The organism is Salinicola lusitanus, assembly GCF_038648475.1.
Classification (GTDB): domain Bacteria; phylum Pseudomonadota; class Gammaproteobacteria; order Pseudomonadales; family Halomonadaceae; genus Salinicola; species Salinicola lusitanus.
Genome location: NZ_CP151919.1, coordinates 471,191 through 484,029 on the forward strand (window position 1 = coordinate 471,191; position 12,839 = coordinate 484,029).

General features: G+C 65.0%; 11 protein-coding genes. 2 read left to right on the forward strand and 9 right to left on the reverse strand.

Annotated features, from left to right (window positions below):
* Position 1 precedes the first annotated feature (1 nt).
* From astB to AAGT95_RS02115, 5 genes are all read right to left on the reverse strand, one after another.
* On the reverse strand, positions 2–1,363 hold the full coding sequence (astB, locus tag AAGT95_RS02095; protein WP_342595364.1) for an N-succinylarginine dihydrolase: 1,362 nt from the start codon (positions 1,361–1,363) through the stop codon (positions 2–4).
* The gene (gene astD, locus AAGT95_RS02100) at positions 1,360–2,829 is read right to left on the reverse strand and encodes a succinylglutamate-semialdehyde dehydrogenase (RefSeq protein ID WP_342595365.1); all 1,470 of its coding nucleotides are present in this window, start codon (positions 2,827–2,829) and stop codon (positions 1,360–1,362) included. The genes astB and astD overlap by 4 nt, the downstream gene beginning before the upstream one ends.
* A 123-nt stretch (positions 2,830–2,952) precedes the next feature.
* Entirely contained in the window at positions 2,953–3,972 is a 1,020-nt protein-coding gene (astA, locus tag AAGT95_RS02105) for an arginine N-succinyltransferase (protein ID WP_342595366.1), read from the reverse strand.
* Entirely contained in the window at positions 3,972–5,066 is a 1,095-nt protein-coding gene (locus AAGT95_RS02110; RefSeq protein WP_110598191.1) for an arginine N-succinyltransferase, read from the reverse strand. The genes astA and AAGT95_RS02110 overlap by 1 nt, the downstream gene beginning before the upstream one ends.
* Positions 5,067–5,092: 26 nt before the next feature.
* On the reverse strand, positions 5,093–6,307 hold the full coding sequence (locus AAGT95_RS02115) for an aspartate aminotransferase family protein (protein WP_110597983.1): 1,215 nt from the start codon (positions 6,305–6,307) through the stop codon (positions 5,093–5,095).
* Positions 6,308–6,705: 398 nt separating this feature from the next.
* Between AAGT95_RS02115 and AAGT95_RS02120 the strand changes: the two genes are divergently transcribed.
* On the forward strand, positions 6,706–7,500 hold the full coding sequence (locus tag AAGT95_RS02120; RefSeq protein ID WP_342595367.1) for an SDR family NAD(P)-dependent oxidoreductase: 795 nt from the start codon (positions 6,706–6,708) through the stop codon (positions 7,498–7,500).
* Between the two features lie 70 nt (positions 7,501–7,570).
* Here AAGT95_RS02120 and AAGT95_RS02125 read toward each other — a convergent pair whose 3' ends face one another.
* From AAGT95_RS02125 to AAGT95_RS02140, 4 genes are read right to left on the reverse strand one after another with little or no spacing between them, the layout of a single operon-like run.
* Positions 7,571–9,070, reverse strand: coding sequence for a tripartite tricarboxylate transporter permease (locus tag AAGT95_RS02125; protein WP_342595368.1), 1,500 nt, complete (start codon positions 9,068–9,070; stop codon positions 7,571–7,573).
* Positions 9,067–9,573 carry a tripartite tricarboxylate transporter TctB family protein gene (locus AAGT95_RS02130; protein ID WP_110597986.1) on the reverse strand — a complete coding sequence of 169 codons (507 nt, stop codon included), beginning with the start codon at positions 9,571–9,573 and terminating at the stop codon, positions 9,067–9,069. The genes AAGT95_RS02125 and AAGT95_RS02130 overlap by 4 nt, the downstream gene beginning before the upstream one ends.
* Complete coding sequence (locus AAGT95_RS02135) at positions 9,573–10,520, reverse strand: tripartite tricarboxylate transporter substrate binding protein (RefSeq protein WP_342595369.1); 948 nt, start codon at positions 10,518–10,520, stop codon at positions 9,573–9,575. The genes AAGT95_RS02130 and AAGT95_RS02135 overlap by 1 nt, the downstream gene beginning before the upstream one ends.
* A 51-nt stretch (positions 10,521–10,571) precedes the next feature.
* A complete protein-coding gene (locus AAGT95_RS02140; RefSeq protein ID WP_342595370.1) occupies positions 10,572–11,684 on the reverse strand; it encodes a mandelate racemase/muconate lactonizing enzyme family protein in 1,113 nt (370 codons plus the stop codon).
* A 12-nt stretch (positions 11,685–11,696) separates the two neighbouring features.
* Between AAGT95_RS02140 and AAGT95_RS02145 the strand changes: the two genes are divergently transcribed.
* Positions 11,697–12,833: a LacI family DNA-binding transcriptional regulator gene (locus tag AAGT95_RS02145; RefSeq protein WP_342595371.1), complete on the forward strand. Its 1,137-nt coding sequence runs from the start codon at positions 11,697–11,699 to the stop codon at positions 12,831–12,833.
* The last annotated feature ends 6 nt before the right edge of the window (positions 12,834–12,839 follow it).

The following is a 12,839-nucleotide window of genomic DNA, read 5'->3' on the forward strand; positions in this document are numbered from 1 at the left end:
CTCATGTCGCCAGTTGAAACGGATAGACGTTGCCGATACCCAGCAGCCGGGTCAGCTCGTCGAGTGCGGTGAGCGTCTCGTCGGCCAACTGGGGGTCGGCAAGGTCGTCCGGGGTCAGGTTGTCGCGATAGTGACGCTCGACCCAGGCGACCAGATCCGTATACAGCGCGTCGTTCAACAGCACCCGACCGTTCAGGGCCTGGCGCTCCGCCGCGGAGAGCACCACCCGCAGACGCAGACACGCCGGCCCGCCGCCGTTGCGCATGCTCTGCTTGACGTCCTTGACCGTGACCTCGCCGATCGGGTTGTAGCCCGCCAGCAACAGATCCTGGATCGTGCGCCACACCGCCTCGTTCTCCTGGCACTCCCCGGGCACCACCAGGGTCATGCTGCCATCCGGATTCGACAGTAGCTGCGAGTTGAACAGGTAGGTCGAGACCGCATCCTCGAGACTGATCGCCTCGCTCGGTACCCGCACCGGGATCAGCGGCGAGGCCATCCTGGCGCGCAGCGCGTCCAGTGTCCTCTCCTCGTCGAGAAACGCCATCTCGTGGTAGAGCAGCACCGGCCCGTTGCCCACCGCGATCACGTCGTTGTGGAAGACGCCGGCATCGATGGCGTCGGGATGCTGCTGGGCGAAGACCGCCTGGGCATCGCTCAGCCCGTGCTGACGCGCGATCGCCTGGCTCGCCTCGAGAGTCTGACGGGCGGGGTAACGCTGCGGCCCCCGCTCGCCACCGAAGGCCTGGCGGCCGTAGACGAACAGATGCACGCCGGCCTCGCCGTACTCGCCACACAAACGGGTGTGATTGGCCGCGCCCTCGTCGGAGAAGGCGGGCGTCGCCGGCAGCTGGGCGTGATGCACGAAATGACGCTCGTCGCGGAAGATGGCGGCCAGCACGCGGCCCGTGGTCTCCGGCTCGAGATAGCGATGAAAGCTCGACTGCAGGTTGGCCGGGGTGAAGTGCACCCGACCATCCGGCGCATCGGGACTTGGTGTGATCGTCGCCGCGTTGGCGGTCCACATCGACGAGGCCGAGCAGACCGCCCGCAGGATCTGCGGCGCTTCTCGCCCAGCCCGCGCCAGCACCTCGGCGTTGCTGCCGGCAAAGCCGAGCGAGCGCAGCGCGCCCAGATCCGGGCGCTGCTGGGGCGGCAGTACGCCCTGGGCGTAGCCGGCATCCATCAGCGACTTCATCTTGGCCAGCCCCTGCAGTGCCGCCTCGCGGGGGCTGGAGGCGAGCCCGCCATGGCGCATCGAGGCCACGTTGCCGTGAGCCAGCCCGGCGTAGTTGTGGGTCGGTCCGACCAGGCCGTCGAAGTTGACCTCGCGCACGTCGTCCTTCACACCGTCGCTGCTCATAGCGTGACCCCGGGCGGCAGCTCTGCGGGCATGACCAGCGTATCCGCTTCCATCGAGGCGACCGGGTAGGCGCAGTAATCCGCCGCGTAGTAGGCGCTGGGACGATGATTGCCGCTGTCGCCGATGCCGCCGAAGGGCGCGTCGCTGGAGGCCCCGGTGGTCTGGCGATTCCAGTTGACGATGCCGGCGCGAATCCGCAGCAGAAAGTCATCCCAGTCGGTCTGATCGCCGCCGATCAGACCGGCGGAGAGCCCGTAGCGGGTGTCGTTGGCCAGTTCGATCGCCTCGTCCCAGCCCGTGTAGCGATGGATCTTGAGCAGCGGACCGAAATGCTCCTCGTCGGGCACGTCGCAGCCGGTGACATCCACCAGGCCCGGTGACAATAGGCTGGTCCCCGCCTGCAGCGACTGCATCCGCACCAGCACACGTCCGCCTCGGGCTTCGAGGTCACGCTGCGCTTCGAGCAACCCCTCCGCGGCCTGGGGGCTGACCAGTCCGGCGTAGAACGGCGCCGGCTCGCTGAAAGGTTCCGCCACACGCAGTTCGGCCATGGTTTTTGCCAGCTTTTCGACCAGTCGATCGCCGGCCTCGCCTGCCGGTACGATCAGGCGGCGGGCACAGGTGCAGCGCTGGCCGCCGGAGAGGAATGCCGACTGCACGACGGTCAGCACCGCTGCATCGAGATCGCGCACGTCCTTGACCACCAGCGGGTTGTTGCCGCCCAGCTCCAGGGCCAGGATCTTGCCGACCTGGCCACCGAACTGGCGGTGCAGCAGACCGCCGACCTTGGCGCTGCCGGTGAACAGCAGGCCGTCGATAGCGGCGCTGCCCGCCAGCGCCTGTCCGACTTCCGCCGCCCCCTGGACCAGATCGATCACGCCGGGGGGCAGCCCCGCCCGCTCCCAGCACTGCAGGGTCAGGTCGGCGGTCATCGGCGTCTGCTCGCTGGGCTTGAACACCACGCAGTTGCCCGCCAGCAACGCCGGCACGATATGCCCATTGGGCAGGTGGCCCGGAAAGTTGTAGGGGCCGAAGACCGCCAGCACCCCGTGAGGGCGATGGCGCAGCACGGCCCGCGTGCCACTGGCATCGCGAGCGCGTTCGCCGGTGCGCTCATGGTAGGCGGTGAGCGAGATCGCGATCTTGCCAATCATTGCGCCCACTTCGGTGCGCGCCTCCCAGATCGGCTTGCCGGTCTCGCAGGCGATGCTCCGGGCCAGCGGTTCACGATTGGCCTCCAGCTCGTCCCGGAAGCGCTCGACGATGGCCTGGCGTTCGGCGAATGGCCGATGCCCCCAGCCGGGGAACGCACGCCGCGCCGCCGCGATCGCTTCATCGACCTGCTCGGGAGACGCCGCCGCGGCCTGCCACAGCAAGTCGCCCGACACGGGATCGCACTTGTCGAAACGCCTGGCGGCGCCGTCGACCCAACGGCCATCGATCAGCAGTTGTTGTTTGGCGTGCATATGTCGCTCCTGATGATTCATGGGTAAGCCGCGAGCCGCGAAATGCAGGATTGAGCCCGCTGAAAGTTCGCAGTCCCTTGCTCGAAGCTCGAAGCTCGAAGCTCGAAGCTCGAAGCTCGAAGCTCAGGTTTCCAGCACCCGCAGCGCATCGCCACTGGTCACGCTCAGCCGCTCCGCTTCCGCGGCGGTGAGCGTGATCACCCGGTCCTCGCTGGGTCCGCGCCCGATCCAGCTGCAGCGGAAGTCGCTCATGCCGGTGGTCGCGGCCAGCCAACCGGGGCGTTCGGACTGGGCGAGAGAGTCACCGCCGACTTCCACCGTGACGCAGGAGGAGTGACGAATGGCACGAACGTCGTCGATATAGGCCTCGACCGTGGGGCCGCCGTCGAAGATGTCGATGTAGCCTTCCCAGCGCAGCCCCTCCTTCTTGAGCATCTCCAGCGCGGGGCGGGTATGCTCGTGGACCTGGCCGATGCACTCCCGCGCTGCCTGCGGCAGAAACGGCGTGTAGATCGGGTACTTCGGCATCAGTTCGCCGATGAAGCTCTTCTGACCCAGGCCGGTGAGCTGGTCGGCCTGCTTGAACTCCATCGGGAAGAAGTGGCTGCCGAGGCTCTCCCAGAACGGGCTGACGCCGTCGGGGCTGAACACGCCGCGCATTTCCGCCAGCACCTTGGCCGGAAAACATTCGCGGAATTCCGCCATGAACAGCCAGCGCGCCTTGGAGAGCAGCGTGCCGTTGCGATCGCGGCGATAGGCCGGGCGCAGGAACAGCGAGGCCACCTCGGCGTCGCCGGTATGATCCGAACTCAGAAACAGCGTGTCGATGGTGCGATGCAGGTCGAGCTGAACCGACGAGTGGGCCAGCTTGCCGACACGGTAGTGGTAGAACGGTGTCTCGCGGCCAACCTCGGCCTCGATCGCGCAGCATCCGGCCAGCTCGCCGTTCTGCTCGTCCTCGAGCACGAAGAAATAGAGCCGCTCCGACTCGGGGACACGGCGCTCGAAAGCCGCCACCGCGTTGGCGATCTTGGCGGCCAGGAATTCGCGGCTGTTGGGCAGCGAGGTGAAACCGACCCCGGTCTCCTGGGCCAGTGCCTGCAGCTCGTCGATGTCGTGGTGCCCAATGGGTCGCAGGCGCATTACAGTTCTCCCTCATCCAACGCGTCTTCGACATCGGGTAACGCCAGCGGCGCGACCAGTACCGCACGCCCCTCCTCGACGCCAAGCAGGGCCGCCTGCTCCTCGGACAGCAGCAGTTGGCCGGTCGGGGTGAGCGCGTAGCGCGCCACGGTGCAGCGGAAGTCCGCCAGCTGCTGGTTGGCCACCATCGCCGGCTCCGCATCCGGCAGCGAGGCGGCCGGGCGGATCCGTACCGGGTGCCAGCCGCAGTGGGTCAGCGTATGCAGTCGCTGGCGCTCTCCCCTGACCACCGGCCCGGCGTCGAAGATATCGACATGCCGCGACCGCACGAAGCCTTCGGCCAGCATCTCCTGCAACGCCTGCTCGTGGGCCGGGTGCTCGCGGCCGATCGCGGCCCGGGCCTGCGGCGTCAGCAGCGGCAGGTAGAGCGGAAACTGCGGCATCACCTCGGCGATGAAGCTCTTGGAGCGCACCCCCGCCAGCAGGTTGATCTCGTGGTAGCCCTGCTCGAAGAAGTGGCGGCCGACACTATTCCAGAACGGCGATCCGCCCTCCTCGTCCAGATAGCCCGGAAAGGCGACGCCCAGGGTTTCCGCGAAGCGTTCGGGGTACTGGGCGATGAACATCAGCCGGGCCCGTCGCAGCAGGGTTGCCGCGCTGGTGCCGCGGTAACGTGCGTCCAGCGACAGCGCACACAGCAGCGACACTTCCGACATCTCGTGGGAGAGCGACAGCGTCTGCACCTCATGGCGCAGGTTGAGCTGCTGCGAGGCGTGGATCAGGGTTTCCTGGCGGTAGGTGTAATAGGCGTCCTGCGCTCCCGCCTGGGCCCGAATGCTGGCGGTACCGACGATCTCGCCCAGATCCCGATCCTCCAGCACGAAGGTGTAGAGCTCGTCGCCGGGAAAATCGACGTTATGGGAGAGTGCGCGGGTCGAGCGGGCGATTCGCTCCTCCAGCCGGTCGCGATGGGCAGGCAGGTTGGTCAGCCTGGGGGTGGAGCCGCCGGCAAGCCGCTCGATCGCGGCCAGATCGCCCGGCCGGGCCGGACGCACCAGCAGGTGGCCGACGCCACGCGACGCGGCCTGCTCCATAGCACCTGAAACCACGTCGGCGTCGATCATGACGGCTCGACGAGTTGCCCGATGGCGATCTCGAGACGCGCCATGCCCTCCTGGATATCCGCCTCCGGGATCACCAGCGACGGCGCCATGCGCAGCACGTTGGGGCCGGCGACCAGTACCATCAGCCCCTGTTCGATGGCCAGCGGCAGGATGTCCCGCGCGCGACCCTCGAAGTCGTCGCTCATCTCGGCGCCGATCAGCAGCCCCATGCCGCGGATCTCCTTGAATACGCCGTACTTGCGATTGATCACCTCGAGATGCTCGCGGAAGAGCTGATGGCGACGTTCGACGCCAGCCAGCACCTCCGGCGTATCGATGGTGGTCAGCGCTGCCAGACCCACCGCGCAGGCCAGCGCGTTACCGCCGTAGGTGGAACCATGAGTGCCCACAGCCAGCGATGGCGCCACTCGATCGGTGGTCAGCATGGCGCCGATCGGGAAACCGCCGCCCAGCGCCTTGGCCGAGGTCAGGATGTCCGGCGTCACGCCGTAGTGCATGTAGGTGTAGAGCTTGCCGCTGCGGCCGACACCCGACTGTACTTCGTCGAGGACCAGTAGCGCCTGGTGCTGGTCGCAGAGCTCGCGCAGACCGCGCATGAACTCAGGCGTCGCCGGCGTCACGCCGCCCTCGCCCTGGATCGGCTCGACCACGATGGCGCAGGTATCGTCGTCGATCAGCGCGCGCACGCTGTCGAGATCGTTGAACTCGGCATGCACGATGCCCCCCGGGATCGGACCGAAGCCCTCGGAGTACTTGGGCTGGCCGCCGACGCTGACGGTGAACAGCGTGCGGCCGTGGAATGCCTGCTTGAACGAGATGATCTTGTGCTTGCGCTCGCCGAAGTTGTCGAACGCCCAGCGCCGCGCCAGCTTGAACGCCGCTTCGTTGGCCTCACCGCCGGAAGAGCAGAAGTACGCCTTGTCGGCGAAGGTCCGCTCGACCATCTGCCTGGCCAGCGCCAGGGCCGGCTCGTTGGTGTAGACGTTGGAGAGATGCCACAGCTTGTTGGCCTGCTCGGTCAGCGCGCCGACCAGCGCCGGATGGCAATGCCCCAGCGCATTGACCGCGATACCGCCGGCGAAATCGATGTACTCCTTGCCCGCCTGATCCCACAGTCGGCTACCTTCGCCGCGCACCGGAATCGCCTGCTGCGGCGAATAGTTGGGGGTCATGTAGTGGTCGAAATCGTCACGTGTCGGGCTCGCGGCCATGTCTCTCTCCCTGGAGGTTTGGGGAAGCACTGCATAAATGCCTGCGCAGGCGAATCGCCGCGTTGCGCGGTGCTCGAAATCCTCACCTATACCCCATAGGCTCCGGCTCCTGCGCTCCGGGCGTCTTGCGCTTCATCCTGCTCGTCGATCTATTCAGCGTTTCCCTAGGGTTGTTTCAGTTGAGTATAAGGAGGCGGCAGCCAGGCGGCTTTCAGCAATGGGACGGCGAATTGCGAAAAGCGTCCTACGCTGAAAGACCCCACGGGGTTGTGTTCGCTGCCAATGCCCCGATCTCGAAGTGTACCCCCGCGACTTTCGTCGGAGCCATCACCCTCGCTCTCGAGACGGCGTGACTCGCGCGAAACGCAGACCACAGCGCAGGACAAAGGAGAGACCTGATGAAAATCGATCTGACAGGCAAGACCGCCATCGTCACCGGCTCCACCGCCGGCATCGGGCTGGCCATCGCCGAGGGGCTGGCCGGCGCCGGTGCGGCCGTCACCATCACCGGGCGAACCCAGGCGCGGGTCGACGACGCCATCGCCCAGCTCGAGCGCAAGCGCCCGGGCGCAACCGTGGACGGGGTCGCGGCGGACCTGGGAACGGCCGAGGGTTGCCGCACACTCATCGACCGGAAGCCCGCCTGCGACATCCTGATCAACAACGTCGGCATCTTCGGACCCAAGGATTTCTTCGAGATCCCGGACGAGGAGTGGCAGCAGTTCTTCGACGTCAACGTGATGAGCGCGGTGCGGCTGTCGCGTCACTACGCCCAGGGAATGAAAGAGCGCGACTGGGGCCGAATCCAGTTCCTCTCCAGCGAATCCGCGCTCAACATCCCCGCCGAGATGGTCCACTACGGCATGACCAAGAGCGCGGTGCAGTCGATCTCCAGAGGCCTGGCCAAGGTGCTCGCCGGCACCCAGGTCACCGTCAACGCCGTGCTACCGGGGCCGACCAAATCGGAAGGGGTGGGCAAGATGATCGCCGATATCGCCCGCCAGCAGGGCATCAGCGAGGCCGAGGCGGAAGCCAACTTCGTCAAGGAGAACCGCCCGTCCTCGATCATCCAGCGCGTGGCCGAAGTCGAGGAAGTCGCCAATCTCAGTGTCTACCTCGCCTCGCCCCAGGCCAGCGCCACTACCGGCGCCGCGATGCGAGTGGAAGGCGGCATCGTCGATACGATGGCCTGAGATTGCGGGTTGCGAAAAGCTTCCCTCGAAACGAACCGGGCCAGTGATCGAGTCACTGGCCCGGTTCGTTTCAGGTCGGCGCGGCTGACCGTGACCCCAGGCGTTTTCTCAGATAGCCGGCCAACGGCGCCAGCAAGAAGAGTATCGCCAGGACCATGAAGACGCCGGCGATGGGCCGGGTGAAGAAGATCGTCCAGTCGCCCTCGTTGGCAATGAGCGCGCTGCGTAGATTGACCTCGGCAATCGGCGTCAGGATGAAGCCGATCACGAAGGGGGCGATCGGCAACTTCAAGCCGCGGAAGGCCAGTCCGACGAGCCCGAAAGCGAGCATGACCCAGACATCGAAGAGCCGATTGTTCACGGCGTAGGTTCCCAGGATGCAGCACACCAGGAGGGTGGGGACGAGAACCGACTTGGGCACCGTCATCAGTCGGGCCAGCCAGCGCAGCGCCACCAGCATGAATACCACCATCACGATATTCGCCAGCAGCAGCGACGACATGAATCCGTAAACGACTTCGGGGTTGGACTGGAACAGCAGTGGTCCCGGACGGATGTCGTGTACCGTGAGCGCGGCGATCAATATGACATCGATGATGGAACCCGGGATGCCCATGGTGATCATCGGAATGATGGCGCCACCGATGGTGGCGTTATTGGCGGACTCCGATGCCAGAACCCCCTCTTCGCTGCCCTTGCCGAACTGTTCGGGTGTCCTGGACATCGAACGAGCGCTGGCGTAAGCCATGATGGATCCCACCGACCCGCCGACGCCCGGCAGTATGCCGACCCAGGTGCCGATCAGCGACGAGCGCAAAAGATTCCATTTCTGACGCACGAAATCGCTTATCCGAATGGATCTGGAGCCCTTCGCGAGAGTGATGATCTCGGCCGTTCTCTGAGGGCGCGCATCGCTGATCAGTTGAGACACGGCAAAAATACCGATCAAGACGGCCAGCAGTTCGAAACCTCCTGCCATTTGACCGAAACCGAAGGTCAGCCTTGTCTGGGCCGTCACCTGATCCAGCCCTGGCAACGCCGCAATCATCCCCAGCGCGCCTGCCAGAAGCCCCCGAGTCAGGGAACCGGCGCTCAGGGTGGCGATCAACGCCATCGCCGACAGGACCAGCGCAAAGTACTCGGGTGGCCCGAAACGCAAGGCGAACGTCGCCAGGGGCGGGGATAGAAACACCAGGGCCAGCCACGAGACCAGTCCGCCGAAGAACGAAGCGACGATACCCAGCTGTAGCGCCCTGACCGCCTGCCCGCGACGAGCCATCGGCATGGCATCGAGCGTCGTCATCATGTTGGATGGGGAGCCGGGAATGTTGAGCAGCGTCGCCGATATGAGCCCGCCGGCGATCGATCCCACGTACTGGCCGATCAATAGCGCAATGGCAGTCAGCGGATGCCACCCGAACGTCAGTGGCAGGCTCAGCGCCACCAGCATGCCGCCGTTCAGGCCCGGTATGGCACCAAAGACGACGCCGAGCACCGTCCCCAGTACCAACAGTGCCAGCACGCCGGGACTCAGCATCGTACCGAAGGACGAAAGCAGTTCCGCTGTCATTGGATAATCACCATGAACAGTTGCGAGAAGACGATCCAGACCACCACCGTCGTCGCGAAAGCGACGCTCGACGCGATGACGAGCGCCTTCTTGCCAAGCCCTTCGAGCATCAGGATGACGGCAAAGATGAAAATCGCCACGGAGAGGTAGAACGGTATTAGCTGGTAATCGGCGTTGACCAACATCAGCACCAGCAGCAGCAGCAGTGCGCCAGGCTTCCAAGCGCCCCGCAGTCGTGGGGAGGCTTCGTGGTCAGGTTCCGCTGGTGGTGCCGTTCGAGGGTCGGTCGCGCGGCGCCCCGCCGTCATCGTCTCCAGCAGAAGCAGGGCCGCCAGCAGGATCAGCACTCCACCGAGCCATTTCGGCAGTAGCCCTGCGCCAAATCCGGTATCCATGAACGAGGGAGGAATGACGTCTCCCGCATGCCAGACCACCACGCCGAGAATCATGAAGGCGACTGCGGCGAGCGCCTCGACTCGCCACTGCCATGACAGCGAGGCCATCACGGGCGCAGCTCCTCGGCCACGCTCTGCATCGTCTGCCACCGCGCGTCCAGATCCTGGGTCAGCGCCTCACCACGCTCGAAATCCGGTTCGATGGAACGATCGAGCATCCGCTGCTGGAACTGCTCGTCCCCGACGATGGCTTCGATGGCATCGGCGACGATGTCGATCCGGTCTGCCGGCGTGCCCTTGGGGGCGTACCAGACATAGTGAATACCGATATCCATCGGGTATCCCTGTTCGCCCGACGTCTCCACATCGGGAAGATCAGCGTGGCGTTGCGGCCCGAAGGTAGCGAGGGCACGAATATTGCCCGCCTCGATCTGGTCTCGGGCCTCCGAGACCACGAAGGTCCCCACATCGATGGTGCCCGACAGCAGCGCCTTCATGGATGGGCCGCCTCCACCGGTAGGGACGAAGGTGACCTCGGGGTCCGCAACGGGCTGCAGTATTCGCATGAAGGCGAAGTGATTGGCAGCGCCGGGACTGACCCCGAGCTTGGGTTTCACCCCACCGGCCGCGGCGGCAGCGTAGAAATCCTGAAGGTTCTGCATCGGGCTATCCTGGCGCACGGCGATGATCTGGCGTTCCAGGCCAACCTGCGCGATCGGTGTGACGCTGTCCGGCCCCATGGTATTGACCCCCATTGCCGAAGAGGTCAGCAGCGCCTCGTGGGTCGACAGCAGGGTATAGCCGTCCGCTCGGCTGCGCGCTGCCTCCTGGGCACCGATCGCCGTACCGCCGCCGGTCACGTTGGCGACTGCGAGACCTTGCCCGAGCCGTTCGGAGAGCGGCTCGACCAGTAGTCGGGTGGTGATATCCGTCGACCCACCGGCGCCATGAGGCACGATCACCTTGATCGGGCGGTCGGGGTAGTCGTCTGCCATCGCCGGCGACACGGTGACGGCGGTCAGAAGCGCAAACATAAGACTGGTCGTTAATTTCATTCTGCCTCCTTTCATCGGCTGACTAGCCGCGTTACGAACGTTGATATGCCGTCACGACTCGGTGGCCATGAGAGTCATGCCCAGCCCCGGGCTTTCGGAAGCCCGGGATATGGCATTGTCGAATGCCGCCCCAGGAGTCGTGATGCTTTCGAACATCGGTGTTTCGCGCCACTGGATTTCGAGACGCTCATGACCGCCAATGGCGGTCGTGGCATGAACGCTGGCTTGGTGGCAGATCGGCCCGGAAGGGTTGTGAGGCGAAACGGCGACTCCGTGCTGCTCGGCACGCCTGGCGATTTCCAGCATCGAGCGGTAGCCGCCGCAATGCTTGATGTCCGGCATGACCACGTCGTAGCAGCCACCCGACACGAAGGGCTCGAAACGCTCCCATCCACAGAGGTTTTCCAGGCCCGCGAGCCGCATGCCCGCAGCGTTGGCCTGGCGACGCAGGCGAGCCAGATCGTCGATGTTCGCGACCGTTTCGGGAAGCGGACACTCGAGCCAACGCACGCCGAGCTCGGCCAGTTCATCGATCAAGCGGGATGCCGCACGCGGCGAAAAACGCCAATGACAGTCGACCTGCAACGCCGTGCGGGGCGAAACGGCATTGGCCACGGCTGCGATACGTTCGATCCCGGCGGCGATCAGCGACTGCCCCTGCTCGGTCTCCGCCAGCTCGGGGGTAAGCGCATCGAATGGCGCCAGTTTCACGGCCTGGAACCCTTCCCTCTCGGCCTCCAGGGCGTTCGCGGCGAACTCTTCCGCCCGTCGGCTTCGCGTCTTGCGGTTGATGTTTGCATAGAGCGCTACGGGGAAAGCCTTCGCCTCGTCCCGTAGCAGAAGGAAACAGGGTTTTTCGGCCTGCTGTCCCCGCAGGTCCGTCAGCGCCTGATCGAGCGCCGAGAAGATGGTCGCATCGGCCATGTCCCCCTGTGTCAGGGAGGCCAACGCAGCCAGCGTCTCCTCATCCGACGTCTTCCCGACAAGCGCCTCTCCAGCACGCGACAGCCGCCTGTTCATGTCGGCCGGCGCAGCATCGAAGGTAGCCTCACCGATGCCCACGAGGCCTTCCCTGGTGGCGACAAGAACATGGCGCCACAGCGTCCGGGCAGTGACCCTGACCTCTCTGATTCGCACTTCGGTAATGATGTTTCCCTTGGTCATCCATGGACTCCGATGGCTTTCCGCAACGCACTCGATAAAAATGATAAACCTTTATCATTTTTTGGCAGGGTCTGTGTCAATACGACGAAAGTGGCTCAATCAGGGTGTGATATTCTCTATCGGTCCAGAACCGACGGCACTCGAAATGGTGAAGAGATGCACAAGCGCAAGCCCCGTATCGACGATGTAGCCAAGGCCGCCGGGGTCTCGTTCATTACTGCATGGCGCGCTCTCAACACCCCCGAAGTGGTGCGCGACGCGACCATCGAGCGTGTCAAGAAAGCGGCAGAGGAGATCGGTTATGTCGCCAACGCCATGGCTCGCAGCCTGGTGTCGAACCGCTCGGGCGTCATTGGCGTCATCGTCCCGACCCTCGAGGACTCGGTCTACTCGGATACCGTGCAGGGCATCTCCGACGAACTCGTCGCTTCGGGACTCGATTTACTGGTGGGATTGTCGAATTACGATCCGATCAGGGAAGAGGAGCTGGTTCGCGCCTTCCTGGGACGCCAGATCGACGGCCTGATCATTCCAGGGCCCATTACCAACCCCAAGACACGCGACCTATTGACGAGAAATCATATTCCCGTCGTGGAGACCTGGGATCTACCCTCCGATCCGCTCGATATGGTGGTCGGCTTCTCCAACCGGGCCATGGCGAAAGCGGCGACCGAGTTTCTGATCGCCAAAGGGAGGCGACACATCCTGTTCCTGTCGCCGCTGGATCGCCCTCGCGCCGAACAGCGGCGCGCCGGAGTCATCGAAACGTTGGCGGCACACCAGTTGCCCCATGCGGACGCTGCCGTACACATCGGTACGACGATGGACGATGGCCGCCACATCATGCCGACCCTGATGGCGCGCGACCCGCGCCCCGATGCGCTCTTCTTCAATGGCGACTCCATGGCACTCGGGGCGTTGACCTGGTGTCTCGAACACCAGGTCGGCATTCCCGACCAGCTCGCCATCATCGGCTTGCACGATACGCCTATCGCGCGGCACATTCGGCCATCGCTGACCAGTATCCGTGTGCCTCGCTATGAGCTCGGCAAGCGGTCGGCCGTCGCGCTGATGGCACGCTTCGATGATCCCGACTTCACCACCTGCCAAAACATCGAGTTCGAGATCATCGAGCGCGGTACCACGTAGCGAGAC